General features: G+C 41.8%; 18 protein-coding genes. 13 read left to right on the top strand and 5 right to left on the bottom strand.

What is annotated here, in order from left to right:
* The first annotated feature begins 17 nt into the window (after positions 1–17).
* The 9 genes from essC (at position 18) to BN2425_RS19040 (ending at position 10,995) form a co-directional block, all read left to right on the top strand.
* Entirely contained in the window at positions 18–4,643 is a 4,626-nt protein-coding gene (essC, locus tag BN2425_RS19080) for a type VII secretion protein EssC (RefSeq protein ID WP_042462813.1), read from the top strand.
* The gene (locus tag BN2425_RS19075; RefSeq protein WP_042462810.1) at positions 4,636–4,887 is read left to right on the top strand and encodes a ubiquitin family protein; all 252 of its coding nucleotides are present in this window, start codon (positions 4,636–4,638) and stop codon (positions 4,885–4,887) included. The genes essC and BN2425_RS19075 overlap by 8 nt, the downstream gene beginning before the upstream one ends.
* An 86-nt stretch (positions 4,888–4,973) precedes the next feature.
* Positions 4,974–5,729: a hypothetical protein gene (locus BN2425_RS19070; RefSeq protein ID WP_154663560.1), complete on the top strand. Its 756-nt coding sequence runs from the start codon at positions 4,974–4,976 to the stop codon at positions 5,727–5,729.
* A 7-nt stretch (positions 5,730–5,736) separates the two neighbouring features.
* Entirely contained in the window at positions 5,737–7,116 is a 1,380-nt protein-coding gene (locus BN2425_RS19065; protein ID WP_042462805.1) for an Mbeg1-like protein, read from the top strand.
* An 18-nt stretch (positions 7,117–7,134) separates the two neighbouring features.
* On the top strand, positions 7,135–7,326 hold the full coding sequence (locus BN2425_RS19060) for a hypothetical protein (RefSeq protein ID WP_042462803.1): 192 nt from the start codon (positions 7,135–7,137) through the stop codon (positions 7,324–7,326).
* A gap of 128 nt (positions 7,327–7,454) precedes the next feature.
* Positions 7,455–7,757 carry a WXG100 family type VII secretion target gene (locus BN2425_RS19055; RefSeq protein WP_042462801.1) on the top strand — a complete coding sequence of 101 codons (303 nt, stop codon included), beginning with the start codon at positions 7,455–7,457 and terminating at the stop codon, positions 7,755–7,757.
* A 25-nt stretch (positions 7,758–7,782) separates the two neighbouring features.
* Positions 7,783–8,085, top strand: coding sequence for a pore-forming ESAT-6 family protein (locus tag BN2425_RS19050; protein WP_042462799.1), 303 nt, complete (start codon positions 7,783–7,785; stop codon positions 8,083–8,085).
* Between the two features lie 106 nt (positions 8,086–8,191).
* The gene (locus BN2425_RS19045; protein WP_042462796.1) at positions 8,192–9,472 is read left to right on the top strand and encodes an FHA domain-containing protein; all 1,281 of its coding nucleotides are present in this window, start codon (positions 8,192–8,194) and stop codon (positions 9,470–9,472) included.
* Positions 9,473–9,750: 278 nt separating this feature from the next.
* Entirely contained in the window at positions 9,751–10,995 is a 1,245-nt protein-coding gene (locus tag BN2425_RS19040) for a DUF2628 domain-containing protein (protein ID WP_052352968.1), read from the top strand.
* A gap of 77 nt (positions 10,996–11,072) precedes the next feature.
* On the opposite strand, the gene BN2425_RS19035 is transcribed toward BN2425_RS19040, so the two are convergent.
* Both BN2425_RS19035 and BN2425_RS19030 read right to left on the bottom strand, forming a co-directional pair.
* Positions 11,073–12,539, bottom strand: coding sequence for a sensor domain-containing diguanylate cyclase (locus tag BN2425_RS19035; protein WP_052352967.1), 1,467 nt, complete (start codon positions 12,537–12,539; stop codon positions 11,073–11,075).
* Positions 12,540–12,674: 135 nt separating this feature from the next.
* Positions 12,675–13,157, bottom strand: coding sequence for a DUF2306 domain-containing protein (locus tag BN2425_RS19030; protein ID WP_081798138.1), 483 nt, complete (start codon positions 13,155–13,157; stop codon positions 12,675–12,677).
* 345 nt (positions 13,158–13,502) lie between these two features.
* Between BN2425_RS19030 and BN2425_RS23230 the strand changes: the two genes are divergently transcribed.
* From BN2425_RS23230 to BN2425_RS19020, 4 genes are all read left to right on the top strand, one after another.
* On the top strand, positions 13,503–13,664 hold the full coding sequence (locus BN2425_RS23230; RefSeq protein WP_235714688.1) for a hypothetical protein: 162 nt from the start codon (positions 13,503–13,505) through the stop codon (positions 13,662–13,664).
* 135 nt (positions 13,665–13,799) lie between these two features.
* Positions 13,800–13,934, top strand: a complete 135-nt coding sequence (locus BN2425_RS23225) for an Ldh family oxidoreductase (RefSeq protein ID WP_235714687.1) — start codon at positions 13,800–13,802, stop codon at positions 13,932–13,934.
* A 17-nt stretch (positions 13,935–13,951) separates the two neighbouring features.
* Positions 13,952–14,254 carry an Ldh family oxidoreductase gene (locus BN2425_RS23220; protein ID WP_052352966.1) on the top strand — a complete coding sequence of 101 codons (303 nt, stop codon included), beginning with the start codon at positions 13,952–13,954 and terminating at the stop codon, positions 14,252–14,254.
* A gap of 530 nt (positions 14,255–14,784) precedes the next feature.
* Positions 14,785–15,417: an FMN-dependent NADH-azoreductase gene (locus BN2425_RS19020; RefSeq protein WP_042462794.1), complete on the top strand. Its 633-nt coding sequence runs from the start codon at positions 14,785–14,787 to the stop codon at positions 15,415–15,417.
* Positions 15,418–15,478: 61 nt separating this feature from the next.
* Here the strand turns inward: BN2425_RS19020 and BN2425_RS19015 are convergent, their stop codons facing one another.
* From BN2425_RS19015 to BN2425_RS23390, 3 genes are all read right to left on the bottom strand, one after another.
* The gene (locus tag BN2425_RS19015) at positions 15,479–16,117 is read right to left on the bottom strand and encodes a GGDEF domain-containing protein (protein WP_042462791.1); all 639 of its coding nucleotides are present in this window, start codon (positions 16,115–16,117) and stop codon (positions 15,479–15,481) included.
* A gap of 205 nt (positions 16,118–16,322) precedes the next feature.
* Positions 16,323–16,481 (bottom strand): HD-GYP domain-containing protein, encoded by a 159-nt coding sequence (locus BN2425_RS23395; protein WP_074433099.1) that lies wholly within the window; start codon positions 16,479–16,481, stop codon positions 16,323–16,325.
* Positions 16,475–16,813 carry an HD-GYP domain-containing protein gene (locus tag BN2425_RS23390; RefSeq protein WP_074433096.1) on the bottom strand — a complete coding sequence of 113 codons (339 nt, stop codon included), beginning with the start codon at positions 16,811–16,813 and terminating at the stop codon, positions 16,475–16,477. Before BN2425_RS23390 ends, BN2425_RS23395 begins: the two co-directional genes overlap by 7 nt.
* Positions 16,814–17,225: the final 412 nt, after the last annotated feature.

Genomic DNA, 17,225 nt, shown 5'->3' with positions numbered 1-17,225 from the left:
CTAGGGAGCGAACCGTTTTGATATTAACACTTTTTGATAAAGGTAAAGCCATCCATCTTGTTCTGCCGGAAAAAGTAACCGGCCGGTACGTCTTAACTACGGTTGATGCCGAGCAGCGCACCATTGACCTGATGGCAATTGAAGCTGAAGATGGAAAGTGGTACCTAAAGTCGAACAAAATCGCCTATTTAAAGGGCGCTAATAATGAAAAAGCGGCAAAGCAAGTAGTGGAGCCTTTCAATACATATACCATTTATCGTGACAAGGAAATGCCTGCCCTTGTTTACGTCGAACCCTTTAGTGAAGATCGTAATGAGTTCACAAAACATATCGTCAATACCAATGTGATTGAAATCGGGCGCTCAAAGGACAGTCACATCTGCTTTACCAACAAGCTAGTGTCAAGTTCTCATTGCCAAATTGAATATGATCCCAAAGGCCATGCCATTATTAAAGACCATAATAGTTCTAATGGAACCTATGTAAACGGGGTGAAAATCCAGGAAAAGGAACTAACTATTGGCGATGTGATTTCGATTATGGGGCTGCGGATTATTTTTAACGGAAAATTGCTTTCGCTTAATAATCCCCATCAAATGGTGTTTCTAGACCGTCAAGCCTTTAAGCCGTTTGTAGTTAGCAAGCCGATTCCTCAGGAAGAGGATGACTTAGACGAATTTTTAACGGAAGAGACTAACAAGGATTTATTCTTCCGGTCACCACGCTTTAAGCGGGATATCGAGAGAAAGACCATTAAAATTGACCCGCCGCCTCAGCCTAATACGGCGGAAGAAACACCATTAATGCTATTGCTTGGCCCCTCGCTAACGATGGGGATGGCGTCCTTGTTTACAGGGGTTTTTACGGTGCAAAACGTGATGCGCAACAACGGTGATATCCTGTATGCCATCCCAACGCTGATTATGTCCATCTCGATGATGTTAGGGACGATTCTTTGGCCAATTTTAACCAAACGACATGAAAAGAAAAGAAAGATAGAAAATGAGAAGGTACGCCAAGAAAGATATAGCCAGTACCTAGAAAAGATGAAACAGGTCATTGCGAATGAGTGTCGCTACCAAAGTGAAATTTTACATGAAAATCACATCACATTGGATGCCTGCCTGGAGCGGATCCAAAACCGTGACCGCACTTTGTGGGAAAGAGTGATTGGGCAGGAAGACTTCTTAAAAGTGAGAGTTGGACTTGGTAACCTGCCGCTGGAAGCAGAGATTAAATATCCGGAGAAAAAATTTACCCTTCACGATGATAATCTTCAAGACGAGTTATATCAATTGGTGGAGACACCGCCGATATTAAAACAGGTTCCCGTCACGATCTCGCTGATCGAAGAACGGGTAACCGGGATTATCGGCAAACGAGGAAATGCGGTGGCTTTCGCAAAGGGAATTATCCTTCAGCTTGCAGCGTTACATAGCTATGATGAGCTAAAATTGGTGTTTCTTTATGACCAGGATGAACATGACAGCTGGAAGTTTGCCAAATGGCTGCCTCATACCTGGGATGATGAACAAAATATCCGGTTTATTGCTTCGTCACCAAGCGAGGTCAAAGAGCTTTCCGCTTATTTTGAAAAAGAAATTACGGCCCGCGCCGAGTTGGCCGACAGTGAAGCAGATTCGATCACGCAGCATTACGTTGTTTTTTCCATGAGTAAAGATTTAGCCGGCAAGGCGGAAATGATCAATTTACTTTTAAAAGAGAAGAAAAATATCGGATTCAGTCTGGTTACGTTATACAACGACCTGGAAATGCTGCCCAAAGAATGTACCAATGTCGTGGAACTGGATGGGAGCATCTGCAAAATTTACGATAAGGATGACATTTCTGGCAAGTATCAAGCATTTAAAGCAGATGTTTACTATCACCAAGATACAGAACAAATCGCCATCCAGTTAGCCAATATTCAGCTGGCATCATCTGTTGAAGCTTATACATTGCCTAATATGCTGACATTCTTAGAAATGTTTGGAGTCGGTAAAGTTGAGCATTTGAACGCACCGACAAGATGGAAAGAAAACAATCCGACACTGACGATTGAAACGCCAATTGGAGTCAACCAGTCGGGGGAACCATTTAAGCTCGACCTGCATGAAAAATACCATGGCCCGCACGGGTTGATTGCCGGTATGACTGGTTCCGGTAAGAGTGAATTTATCATGACTTTCATTCTATCGTTAGCCGTGAATTACCATCCGGACGAAGTGGCGTTTATTTTAATCGACTACAAGGGCGGCGGAATGGCTAACGCGTTTTTAAACCTGCCGCATCTAGCCGGTACGATTACCAACCTCGATGGCGCAGCCGTCAAACGTTCACTCGTCTCGATTCAAAGTGAACTAAAGCGACGCCAGGCGATATTCAGTGAAACAAGCCGGCGCTTAAATGAAAGCAATATTGATATCTATAAATATCAAAAACTCTATCGAGAAGGAGTCGTTAAAGAACCGTTGCAGCACTTGTTTATGATTTCCGATGAGTTTGCGGAATTAAAAACGCAGCAGCCGGAATTCATGGAGCAGCTGGTCAGCGCCGCACGGATCGGCCGAAGCCTTGGTGTCCATTTGATTTTGGCAACGCAGAAGCCATCAGGGGTGGTTGACGACCAAATTTGGAGTAACAGTAAATTCCGGATTAGTTTAAAGGTGCAGGAAAAGGCCGACAGTATGGAAGTGATTAAACGACCAGATGCGGCGGAGATCAAGCAAACCGGCCGCTTCTTCCTCCAGGTTGGCTACAACGAGTTGTTTGAACTTGGCCAATCTGCATGGGCAGGCGCTCCGTATTACCCATCCGATAAAGTGGAAACAACCAAGGACGATGGAATTGAGGTTATCGATAATTTAGGCCGGGTATTGAAATCGGCAAGGATTGATAAACGCAAAACCACCGTGAAAAATCCATCTAGCCAAATTGATGAGGTGACCAAATATTTAGCGAACCTGGCAAGCCAAGAAAATATTAAGGTGAAGCCACTTTGGTTAGATCCAATCCCAGAAATAATTTATGTGAATGAACTGAAACGGAAGTACCCGAATGCTAGTGTGACAGACCGTTTTGAATTAAATCCAATTATTGGAGAATACGATGACCCGGCCCACCAGCGCCAGTTGGTACTCCGAATGCCGATCACTCAAGAGGGAAACACAGTGGTATACGGTGTTGCTGGCAGCGGAAAAACAACGTTCTTAACGACACTTATTTATTCGTTAATGGAAGAGCATACGCCGGATGAAGTCAATTTGTATATGCTTGACTTTGGGTCGGAAACGTTAAGCTGGTTCCGTGAAGCACCGCATGTAGGGGACGTCATGTTGTCCCACGAAGCCGAGAAAATTGACAATCTGTTTAAGTTGTTAAACGGCGAGATTACCAAACGGAAAAAACTATTTGCTAATTTCGGTGGGGACTTTAGAAATTTCAATCAAATGTCTGGTACAACCGTGCCATCGTTCGTCATTATGATTCACAACTATGCGGCATTTTCGGAGACGTATGAGCAGTACGAAGAAGCGATTTCCTATTTAACTCGGGAAGGAACGAAGTATGGTATCTACTTTGTCGTGACCGCACTGAATACGGGGGCAATCCGCTATAAGCTGCTGCAGAACTTTAAGCAACTTTACGTTCTACAGTTAAATGACACATCGGAGTATTCCGGTGTGCTGGGAAATGTGGATGGCGTTTATCCGTCTAAGTTTAAAGGCAGGGGTATTTTTAAAACAGAGGCGGTATATGAATTCCAAGTCGCCCATATTTCGAAAGACGCCGCAGATATGTACCAGTTTGTCACAACCTATTGCCGTGACAGCCAGAAAAACTGGCACAAAAATGGGGCGAAACGAATTCCGATTCTGCCGGAAAAAGTTGACCTTGAATACTTGCGCGAAGAAATCCAATTCGGTCAGTCCAAACTGGTGCCAATTGGGGTTGAAAAAGCATCTCTTAAGGTTGTCGCGTATGATTTCAAACGTTCATTTGTCAACCTAGTAACAGCGGCGACTATTGAAAATAGTTCACCATTCGTTCAAGGGCTTGTAGAGGTTTTCGCTGCCAAACAGCAGAGCAGTGAACTGATTGTGATCGACCCAGGAAGTGAAATTGACAGCGAGGGCAGCCAGTCGTACAAATATGCGAACGAGCCAAACCAATTCGAAGACATGATTGTGTATCTGTTTAATACCTTGGTATACCGCAACAACACAACGAAAGATTTACTGGCTGAAGGCAAGGAAGCCCCGGTGTTTGAAAATATCACCTGTATTATTCATTCGTTTAGTGAATTACAAGGCTTGCTGTCGGATGACGGCAAAGATAAATTAAAGGTGTTTTTAGAGCGGGGAAATGGGTTAAATGTGACGATGATTTTAGCAGATGCGGCTGACAGGCTTAACTCATATTCTTATGAAAGCTGGTTCCAAAAACAGGCATCCCTTAGTGATGCGGTTTGGGTGGGCAACGGCATAACCGACCAATTTGCCTTGAAAATCAATAAAATCACCAGCGATATGTACAAGGAAATCCCGGAGGACTTTGGCTATATCGTCAGCAAAGGCAAAGTAAAACTAGTCAAATTGCTGACTGCATCCCATAGTGAAGAGGGGGTTTTGGAATATGCATAAGCTCCTTGTAGAGATTTATAACCCCGCTTCCCATGACAGCTATGATGTGTTTATTCCGGTCAAAAGCAAGGTATTTGAGGTAGCCTATTTGCTGTCAAATACGGTTTCTGAATTGTCTAAGGGTTACTTTAAGGCGACCGAGCAAACGGTCCTCTGTGACCGAGAGACCGGAGTGGTGTTGGACCCTAATTTGACGATTGAAGAATTGGGGTTAAAAAATGGGTCAAAACTGATGCTGCTGTAAATGACTAAAGTTTAGAGTAAGCTGACCGGCCCTGTGCTGGGTCCCTTGTCCTTGAGTGGACATCGCCGAATCAAGGAAGGTGTATGATGAAACGGAAAAAGCGGATACTCGGTATTCTTCTACCCATCATTCTATTACTAGGAGGAACCGGCTGTATGAATGAGAAAGCTTCAGAGGAAACGATTGTCAAACATTTAGAGGACACGTATGGAGGGAAATTTGAAGTAGAGACCTCCAAGCAAGGTAATTCCATTTTTAAAAATATGTATGGGGATGATAAAGTCATTGTTCACCCTGAAGGTAAGCCGGAGCATGTGTTTTTGGCTGGCATCAAACGTGACCATGATGACGAGTTCTACGATACGTATGTGTTGTCTAAATGGGGGGATGAGCTGACCCGCAAGTACAAACAAGAAGTCGCAGCGATTGTGCCAGGTGATGTTGACTATCGGGTACTGTTGTATGTGGAAGACGGAAAATATAACAGCTCGATGAAAAACTTGTCTGCGCAAGATTATTTTTCGAAAAAAAATCAGGATGCAGAAGTGGTGATTAAGGTTGCGGTAAAGACCGCTGGGGCCCCGAATCCTGCTGATTATTATGAACCGGTTTATCGCTTATTGCAGTTATTGGAGCCGCTGGGAGTACAATCATATGGAGTTTCCCTAGGGTTTGTAGATGCTTCTGTGGATCCGGCAGATTATATTCGGACGTCCAATGTCAATAATGTACCGTGGAGCAATTTAGATGCCAAGGTGTATGGAACCATTATGGTAGATAATCTTGCGAACATAACGGAGCCTAGTCAAATCGAAGCTTATTACGAGCCGATTGAGGAGTGAGAAGGCCGTGTCACTTGATAACTTAAATGATGAAGAAAAGAATATCCTCTTGCAATTGTCGTATTTCGATTTACCGGAAGGGCGTTATAAGGGATTAAGTGTCGAGCAAATTTGGCAAAAGGTCAAACGGATTCCCGACAATGGCGGCGATGCTAGGAGAGAAGCGTTGGAAGAGTATTTTGGTTCCGAACGCTATAAAAATTCTGACTTGGCCAATGTGGTGTTAAATGGCTATCAAAACAATAATCCCAATATGGGCGGCAAGTCAGAGTCCGGCTTTGTCGGCTATGCATGGGGAGACGGAGATGGAAACGCAACAGCTGTGTTTCGGGGCAGTGAAAATCCGCTCGATTGGGATCATTTCAAAACTGACTGGGTTTCAAATGGCTCTGCTGGAATCGGAAATGAAATCCAGCAGCAGGAAGAGGCCAGCCGTTTTTACCAACAATTTGTCCATCCTGCCGAGGGCGAAAAGTTTGTTTTCGGCCACTCAAAGGGCGGGAATCTGGCATCCTATGTGTTCGTCCATTATTTAGAAGATGATGTAAACGGCTATGTCATTAACGGGGCACCGATTTTTTGGCCCTCGCTAACTCGGGAACAGCAGGATGCTTTAAGAGGCGAAAAGTTTGACTTCATTGTCTATGATGGAGATTTTGTACATGATTTAGGTTTCGCTCCCTATGTCGATAAAGTGGTCGAGATTAATAAGAATGTTTATTTGGATCCATTTTATCCGCATTATGAAACAAGTGTAAATTTTAAAAATGGCAGTTTCGAAAAGGTCAGTCCAGGAGGAATTTATACCCCAGGTGACCTGATGGGAGAGATCATTAAATTTGAGCTTGTTTATACGATCCAAGGGGGACGGAAAATCTATCAAGCTGCCATCTTCATGCGGGATGCGGCGTTGATGGTGATTTCAGCTACGTGGAAGGGAATGAAGGAAGCAGCACAAAGGGTCATCGATGGCTGTGTGGCAGTTTACCAAGGTTTAAAGAATGTCACCTCCAAGGTTATTAAAGACGTTAGGAATATCTTTGCCAAGCTCCAGCAGAAAGTGAATCTAGCCTTAGCGCAGATTGCTCATGCCATATCTGGGGGACAATTTGTCGTAGAACCGTATATCAAGGTGAATTTGCACCGTCTGGCTTACTATGCTCATCGGTTACAGGCCATTAAACGAAAGACAGATGAGATTAATAGCGAAATTGATTCATTGTATCTGAAGGTTGGAATTACAGGGTTTGATAATCTGTTGAAAGCCGACATTTTGACTACCTTCCATTTTACGATTAATCAAAATATTAATTATCTGAAGACGGCTGCTAGTCTTTTGGAGGGTGCGGAGTCAAGATTATTGGCAAAAGCAAGGTCTTTGCATTAACCAGTTGGGGGTGTCAGGATGGATAAGGAGTTGCAAAGCAAGATTAATAGCTTAATAATCGACATTCAGGCGGTCGCTAGGGAGCTCGAGGAAATCTCAGAGGGAATTGGTTCAGAGTTTAAAGGAATTGGTTCCATCAAGAGTGCTTCCAGTCTCCAGAAGGCAGCAAACAAGTATAAAAATGTGATACGGGAACTAAGGAAGATTTAGAATCTAGTCTTTGAGAATTGTCCAGCTCCACAATGAAAGCTTCTAAGAGAAACTGCTTCGCAGGAACAAGCATTTTTTGCTTGTTCCGAGGGCACTTACGCTTTACTAATTTAAAGGAGGTGATAACTATGGCAAGATCGATTACAGTAGATCCAGCGAAATTAGAGTCTGCATCAGCAAAAATTGACCAGCAAGCAGCTGATTATGAAAGAATTTACAAACAGCTGTTCAACGAAGTCAACGCAATGAAGGCTGCTTGGGCAGGGGTTGACAACGTCGCTTACACCACCCAAATTGAGGGCTTCCAAGATGACTTAGATAAAATGACTCGACTCATGAAGCAGTATTCTGAGTTCTTAAAAACAAGTGCTAAAACTTACCGAGATACTCAGGGTGAAGTAGTAAACGCTGCGAGACGTTTAACCAATTAATCTATAACGAGTGAGGTGATTACAGGTGTCTGTTGAAGGAATCAAAATATCTCTTAATGAGGTTACAAGTACAGCGAATCAAATTCGTACGCTAAACAACAATTTGGCTGCGCGGCTTGATGACATTAAACGTGAGATGAATGCATTGGCTAGCACTTGGAATTCTGATGCATCTAACACGATTAGAAGCAATTTTAATGCGCTTCAACCGAAGTTTGAAAATTTCCGTGAAATCGTAACTAGTTATGCTACTTTTTTAGACCAAACGGTAAATAACTATAACTCTTCTGAAAATGCCATTAACAATAATGCGAGCGCATTTAAATAACTTTCATTAACCTTGAGACTCTCTCTTTTGCATAAAAGGTGAGAGTCTCAGCACATATATACGAATAAACGGGCTGTAAACATCCCTTTAATGGAGACGATACGAAATGATAAAACATCTAAATCTTAAAACTGAGAGCTATGGGATTTCGAGGTTCTTTTTTTATCAAGTGCCGCCGGAAATGGAACTAGACAATGATACGGTTGAAATGTTAACGAATCATCAAGCCGCAGGATTATTGCCTTGTGCTGTATTGAAAAAAGAGGAACAAGTTTATATCCGTTACGATGAAATTTCTGATTATACGGCCGGCAGACTTTTTTCACGGCTTCTTAGCAAGGAGCATCTTACTACTTATCTTTTAAACCTTGCGGACTGTTTATTGGACTTGCAGAAAAACACCGAGTTGCAGTTTGAGAATATTCTGCTTGATAAGAACTATATTTTTCTTGATCACTTTTCAAATCGATTAGTTTTTATCTATGTTCCGGTAAAAAATAATATTTTTGAAAAGGTATCAATGAAACAATTTTTTCGTGATTTAGTTGCGGCTGCTCCTTTAGATGAGCTGGGTGATTTATCATTTTTTATCAAACTTCATAATTATTTAGCAAGTGATACAGAATTGGATTTACCAGACTTTAAGGAAAAGCTAGCTGCTTTTTCTGAAGTGGAACAAGGCAGTGCGCTGGGAATTGGTTACGATAGTCCCGTTTTGAAAGCGGCAGCTGCTGAGACACCTCATTCTAATTTTTACAGCCCAGGGAAGGTGTCAAGTGAAGTGGCCGCATCGTATGAAAATGGGGTGTTGACCTCTGAGTACAGCAGCCACATGTCGGACAAGAAAACAGGGCAGAAACTGGAGATTGAAGAAGAGGTGCAATATAAGCGGATTACCCGAACAGAGCTAGGCGAGGGTGACTCGCTGCTCAAAGGAGCCTCCTCGATAGGTGGAGCATCGATTAATATTGTGCCGAATCTAGGCAGTTACCAAGAGGAGAATGGTGGTACAACAGTTTTAGGTGCTGCACATGGTCCTGTTCCAGAGGAAGGGACCACCGTCTTGGGGGCAGGGATCGTTAATCAGGAACTGCCTAACCCCTTTTTGCTGCTTGGTGGTACCAATGAAAAAGTGGTGATTTCGAAAGCAGTGTTTAGGCTGGGCAGGGACCCGAAACAGGCAGATTATGTGTCGGAAAATCGGGCTGTTGGCCGAGTGCATGCTGAAGTAGTCAGGGAGGACGGCAATTATTACCTCATTGATAAACAATCGACGAATGGCAGTTTCCTGAACGGCAAAAAGCTTGTGCCTAACCAAAAAAACAAACTCAAGCACCAAGACAAAATCAAGATTGCTAATGAGGAGATCGTGTTTAGACTGTTTTGATCGTATTATAGGCAGAAAAAGAAGTTCTTTCCCTCGGGAGGAACTTCTTTTTTTTGATATTCAATTCATCACGGCTAATAGGAAAATTTTCTTATTGCTAGGGCTAAAGTAGGAATTTGCTGATAATTGTCGAAATCTTATCTATATACTCAGTATTTGGGTGGATATGATTTAAAAGGGAGTGAAGTACAAAAGGGGAGTACACGCATGAAGAAAAAGAACGGAGAAATTACTTCCTGTTTTTGCAAGACAAGTAGAGAGATAGAAGAGGTGCGGAGATGTATTGTACACAGTGTGGAACTGCTTTAGGAGAGAACGGTAATTTTTGCCCGGGGTGTGGAACTCCGGTAGCAAAAGCAAAGCCTAGTGCTGGCCCTATGGAGCCCAGCCCATCGGAGCAGCGCTCGGCTGAACCAAGCGGGTCAGTGCCTGAAGCGCAAGGTGATGAAGAGCTTCGGTTGTTTGTCGGAGAGAAGAAAGCCAATTATTATTTAAAAAAGTGGAAAAACGCTAAGAAAAATAATCAAAGCTGGAACTGGGCTGCCTTTTTGGGAGGCTTTTTATGGGCTGGTTATCGGAAAATGTACCATGTTATTCTAATTGGAACGGGCATTTTCTTGGTATTTGATATCATCACCCTATTTTTGAGCCAAGAGTGGGCTGACAGGATTAATTACGGGATTACCACTGCAACTGGCGTGGTATTGGGCTTATCAGGCAATTATTACTATTCTCTTACCGCGAAAAAGAAAATTGACAAAATTAAAGCGGCATTTCCTAATAATTTTGAAAAACAGCAAACTGAAATCAAAAAGCAAGGCGGGGGAAGCTGGAAAGGCGTGTTTATTAGCGTTGCCATCCTGCTTGGTTATTTAATTATCAATATGGGGCTATTCACTGCCTATGATAGTTATGTACAACGTAATGAGGTAAAGTCCGCTGCTGCAGCAGACGATCGCTCTTCAGATCAAGCGGATGACTCCGATAATGCTGGGGAGGACGAGAATAGTGACACGGCGAGCTCAGATGGGACAGTTTCTACAGATACCCCAAGTGCTGAAGCAGATGATTCGTCCGAGGTGGCTGCAGATCCTGCTGATGAGACAGCCGAAGCAACTACCACTGATGAGGCTAGTATGACCTACGAACAGGCATTTGATAATTATATGCAAGAAAATGGCATTCGTCTTACAGCCAAGGATGTTCAATTTGACATGAAAAACAACTTGGACCAAGATTTCGCCATCTTTGGCACGGCTGAATTAGATACTTACTATAATTATGGTTTTGCGGATATTGAAGATGAATATTTTTCCGTTGACATTACCCCATTTGATGGTGAATACGGCGACAATTGGAATTTGTATTTTAGCCGGAAGGATTTCGGTGAGCTGTTTGACACACTAAAAGCCAATGGGACGGTGACGATTGCCGCAACAGGAATTATTCCAAGCAGCGTCTACGAGGATGACCAAGGAAACCTGGCAGCTGCTAAGCAAGCAACCTGGTGGAAGAACAATTAGAGATGTAAAAGAAACGAGATGGGCACGAACTCATCTCGTTTCTTTTGATTACTTTCATACCTGCAACGACGGCCTTTTTAACTTTGATAGATAAGGGCGTTGTCATTTCTTGTGTTGTTATGTTTCTTGTTTTGATACATCTCTTGATCAGCCAGTTCCAGGATTTCCTCAAGGGTGATGCTGGTTCCAGGTTTGTAGTGATAGAGCCCATGGCTAACTGAAATAGGGTATAGCTTTTGGTGTGTATCGTTGAGGGCTTGGAAGTCTTGATTAATCTTTTGCCAAATATGCTCGACGTCACTATTCTGTTTTTCGAAAAAGATTACGATAAATTCATCGCCGCCAAGACGGAAAAGGATGTCGTTTTGTCCGATGTGCCGGTCGATGGTATTGCAACATGTTTTAATAAGGTCATCCCCAGCCGTATGCCCATATCGGTCGTTCACGATTTTTAAATTGTCAATATCGATATAGCACAAGATGAATTGTTGAGAGGTCCATTCTAATTGTTTGTGTAGCAGTTCAAGGCCGCTTCGGCGATTTTTTACGCCTGTCAGCATGTCAATTGTGGCATGCTCTAACAGCTCTTGTTCCTTCTCCTTCATAGCTGTAATGTCCATCGTATCAATAAGAATGCATGTGTCTTCCAAATAATCTACCAGTTCGAAATGAAGCATCGACCATTTGTTTTCACCCGGGATAATTTGCTGCTCCGTTATATAGTTCTTAATGCTTTGCTCATATTCCAGCCTTTTGATGATGCCTGCCATTTCTTCGGGCTGTGAAAATAGGAAACGGTTGGGATGGAGTGAAGAAATATCTTTTCCCTCTAAATGATAGTACTTAATTGCCTGATTATTGATGAGCAAAATTTCGCCATCCAGCTTGGTCAGGATTAAAGGGGTCGGGTTCATATGAAACAGCCTTCGAAAGCTTTCCTCGTTTCTTTTCAGCTTCTGTCTATTGGAAAAATCACTAAGGCGATAACGGTTGAAGGATAGGGCAATCGTAAAAGAAATGACAGCACATCCTGTTGAATTCACCAGCTTTACAAGAAGTGGAAGATCAAGTGGATGCACCAAGATAATCCCGGCCACAAATAACAAATGGGTTATCAGAAAGTGGCTAAACAGATGTTTAGGCTGTATTGGAAAGATGACGGCAATGCCAAATAGGATAATTAAATAGGCATAAATGTTTCCAGTAAAGGTTTGACTGTTTATCGAAGCAATGGCTCCTAACCATAAATATAGGAGTATATAGCCATTGATGAAGGACTCTTTAAGTGCATTTTTATATCGGCTGTAAAGGAATAAAAAGATCAGGGAGGCGGCTAGGCCTGTTAAATGGACAGCAGAAAGTACCCATCGATAGGTTGGATGATTGAGTTTGGATAAAATAAAGAAGTCAAAAATAAAAAAGCCTGGGTACGTGAGGACTAACATGAAAGAAACATATCTTAATCTCTCAAACGATACCTTAGCATTATGGTGCAGATACTCCACATCATCCGAATCCTTTTTTACAAATTCCAACAAAGTCATAAAGAATCATCCTTTACTACTTATCCCCAGTAGTGTAGCACACCATGAAGGCTCTGTCATTATGGATGTGGGGGGAACAGTAACTAACTCTTTCCAGCATATGAATTGACCACTAGTAGTATTTTAAACTATCAATCAAAGAAATCGGCCGCGAGTCGGGGTTCCTTTTTTCGGTTTGTATTTATTTCCTGTCTTTATAATGAATGGTGTGCCAATGATCGTTGGCAGGAACCAGAAGATAAGGACAGGGATTTCATTTAAGACGGGGACTTTAGGGATGTTAACCACAATTGTGGCAGTAACAATGCCGATATAGGAGCCAAGCATGCCGCCAATATGTGCATTGAGCCAATTTTTCCAGCGTATTTTTCCGGCAAGGTAGCCAAGGATGGCGAGTGCATAGGAAAAAACACCGATGTAAAAAAGATAGGCACTTTCCTCCCAGTGGGTGATGGACATGTAAATGGCAGAAATAAAGACTAGGACATAAAAACCATGGTAGATTTCTCCCGCCGTTGTATGTCGTCCTTTCTTTTTCCTGGCAGACATCGCAAAAATGCCACTAACTAAACAAACAATGCCTGAAATGATATGGATGAGTAAAAATAGCTTAAACATACTAATGCCTCCAGATATAAACGTGTAAAAATACACTATTATCTTTTATCAAGAAACCACTGTAACTATCTATATAATTTAACAGAAAACCGACAAATTTACCATATAATTCTAGTGGAAAATACCTACCGTGGAAAATATCCAGTTCTTTAACACGTTAATTAGGTGGGGGACTGTCCCCCACCTAATTAACGTGTTAAAGTCAAATCGTTGGAGAAATGGGAGTATGGTTCTTCGATTATTTCTGGGGAAATAAGTCGAATGATGTTGTGTGCTTTGTCCTAATAACGTTTTTGGGCTTTTGAACATATCTATGCGTAAGAGACAATTATAGGAGAGATCGCTATGGGAACGAATAGGGAATCAGAGCTAAGGCAGTTTTGTGAGCGCGTCCTGGAGAAGGCGGGCGTGAAGGGTCAGGATGCAGTTGTAGTTGCTGAATCATTAATTAGGGCTAATTTAGTGGTGTTGACAGCCATGGCATTAGCCGTCTGCCTATCTATGTAAAACGGTTTGAAGATAAACGAATTAATGTAGCTCCAAAAGTTGTGATGATTGAAAAAACTCCCTCGATACTACAGGTTGGCGGGATAACGGCCTCGGTATGTCGTCAGTTATTTAGCGCTTTTAAAAGGAATGGAAATGGCCCAAAAAAGTGGCGTAACTGCGGTTGCTGTGAAAAACAGCAATCATTTTGGCACTGCATATTATTATTGCCAACAAGTATGCGAACGAAATCTTGCCTGTATTGCCTTACCAATTCACCTTCAGGAATAGCCCCTTGGGGAGGCAAAGTGTCCTTTTTCGGAACGAATCCTATTGCGTTGGGATTTCTAACCGGAGAGGATATGCCAGTTATTATTGATTTATCGACTAGTATCATAGCAAGAGGAAAGATTATTGCAGCAGCACAGCAAGGCAGCAAAATACCGGAGGGCTGGGCAATTGATGAAAGTGGCCGGCCCACTACTGACCCCGAATCAGCTTTAACAGGGTCTCTATTGCCATTAGGCGGGGCAAAGGGGTCTGCCTTAGCATTAGCAGTAGAAATAACTAACTGGCATCCTATCTGGAGCAGCATTTGGTCCCTATGTTAAAAACATTTATGATGACGCGGAGAACCAACCAGCAAATGTCGGTCATTTCTTCATCTTACTGGACATTGAAAAATTTATTAATCCTCATAACTTTTTCAGATATTAGGCCAATTGTTATCGGAAATGAAGGAAATCCCGAGGATCTCAGGCGTATATGAAATTAGATATCCAGGAGAAAGAAGAAAAAAGAACCGGGACCAGCGAATTTTGGAAGAAATTTACTTACCTCCAAAAGTCGAGGAAGAACTAAACAACCTTGGAATACAATAACTTTTGTGATGACAGTCACACGATGCTTTAACGCAGTAGTGGAGTGGGGGACTGTCCCCACCCTTGCATACACCTACGAATGGCCTTGTTTTAATCTTTTCTCATAGTAGTTTTTGACTGAAATCCGATAAAACAACTAGGACTTTCTGTTCAAAGTTTGTCTTGAAGGTGCAGTTTGTTTGACCACTTATTTCAGATTCATATATTATGACTCCGAGATTTATGATTGCTCTAATTCAAAAGAAGGAGACTTAATATATATGAATGTACTTATAGTAAAAGCCAATAATCGCCCTGCTTCAGAGGCAGTATCCAGTAAGATGTACGAAACCTTCATGGAGAACTTGGAAGGAGTAAACGCTACAACCTACGATGTTTTTGCCGAAGACATGCCTTATTTCGGTCAAGATCTATTTAATGCTTTTGCAAAAACACAGTCGGGTGAAGAGCTGACAGAGATTGAACAACGGATTTTGGCCGCCAAGCAAAAGGCAATGGACGCCTTTGCCGCTGCAGACATCGTTGTATTCGCATTCCCGCTTTGGAATCTAACCATTCCTGCTAAACTGCAAACATTTATCGACTATGTATACCAAGCTGGATTCACATTTAAATATGACGAGAACGGCCAATTGGTTAGCTTAATGTCTGATAAAAAGGCAATGATCCTAAGCGCACGCGGAGGCATATATTCTACACCGGAGACTGAACCTCTGGAAATGTCTGTGAATTATATTAAAAACGTTGTTGGCGGCATCTTCGGCATGGAAATTATCGATGAAGTTATCATAGAAGGCCATAACGCCGCACCTGACCAAGCAGAAGAAATCATTGCAAATGGTTTATCTAGAGTAGCAGAGGCTGCTAAAAGGTTAGCAGCTATAACCGTGTAGTGGGAGAATGCCTGTTACTCTTTATTGTATTAAACGGGGTGGGGGACAGTCCCCACTCCAATTATCCGCTTTGGTACACTTTCATGTTGTACATGCTGGTATCTGCGACTCTTAGGAGTTGTTCAAGGCTCGTCCCATCAGAGGGGTAGGCTGCTGTCCCGATGGAGACACTGATTTCCGGCCGTTTGGCAGCGGTTACTTTAAGATTATCGTGGATATGCTGTATGATTTCGTTAGTAGTGCCTTCTTTGCATGATAGAGACAGGATGATGAATTCATCGCCGCCCCAACGTGCAACGATATCTTTATCGGACACGCTGCTCTTTAATTGTGTGGCTAGTACCTTTATTAATCTATCACCTTCGATATGTCCCCAGTTATCATTAATCGCTTTAAAGTTATTAACATCGATAAACAAGATGGAAATTGTCTTTCCGTTTCGGACTGCTGACGCTTTCATTTTGTTAAAACGGTTATCCAAATATCTTCGATTGTATAGTCCAGTTAATGGGTCTTTTTCTGAATAAAATTTCACCCGATCATATTGATGTCCTAACCACCAAGAGAGCGGTAGGATGATGGGCAAACTTAAATACTCCATGTTACTAACGTATCCATCCCGCAAACAATAATATATTATTTGATAAGTATTAATTGCAAAGGCTATAGACAAAATCACAATTCTACCTTGATATTTCATGAGTTTCCACCATTCTTAACCGAACTATGATAACTTTCGTTCAACATCCTCATTCAAGTATGCAACCTTTTCTTGGTCTCTTGATGCATGTTCTAGGAAATCAATCTTTGTTTCTGTGTTAAAAAGGCTTAAAAAGATATCGATTATTTCTGGGTCAAATTGGGGACCTTTATTATTTTTCATCTCTTCCAGCGTTTTATCTATATCAATTGCATTCCGATATACCCGGCTTGGAGGTCATCGCATCAAACGAATCCGCTATTGACATAATCCTCGCTGCTAATGGTATCTCTTCCCCTTTCAGGCCTTTAGGATATCCTTTTCCATCATATCTTTCGTGATGATATAAAACTAAATCTAGAATTCCATTTTTTTGAAACTCGAGACGTGTTTAATAATTTCAAAGCCAATCACGGGATGTTTCTTAATGATGGCGTATTCCTGTTCTGTTAATGGCCCTGGCTTCATGAGAATTTCCTCCGGGATGCCAATCTTACCGATGTCATGTAACAGTCCGCCTTGATAGATAGAATCAATGACTTGTTTCGACAGTCCCATTTTGCTAGCAATTCTGGCTGCATATTTAGCTGCATTTTGGGAATGGTCCGAGGTATAAGTGTCCCGTGAATCTAACGTTTTAGAAAGAGCAGTAAATAACTCAATACTGTCTTCTTTATTTTTTTGAATATGCTTCATTAGACCGACAGATATGAATGTAATTAATAGGTAGGTAGGCTCAAGAATGACATATGCTATTAGACTTAAGGAGTCTGGTCCAAAGATAAGTCGGGATAAGACAATAATGGTTGTAGCTGCAACTAAAAAAAGCTTGAATTCTGATAAAACCCAATACCTAAAAATACAGTCTCCAAAATATAAAACACGTAGGAATGATGCTGCTCAATGTTAAAGTAAAACAAAGTAAAATTTATGATTACAATCATACAAAAAATATATCGAAAATAGATAGGTTTATTAAGCCAATTCCTCATTTTCTAAATCAAACCTATTTCCCCTTAAATTCCATATTAGATGTAGCCCATTCTTTCACTTTTAAGAACAACTAATAGAATTTTACTATAAATTCAAAACCGTTCCTTTAATTCCC

Origin of the sequence: Neobacillus dielmonensis, assembly GCF_000612665.1 — a bacterium.
Lineage (GTDB): Bacteria > Bacillota > Bacilli > Bacillales > Cytobacillaceae > Neobacillus > Neobacillus dielmonensis.
This window is presented reverse-complemented; position numbering and strand designations above follow the sequence as displayed.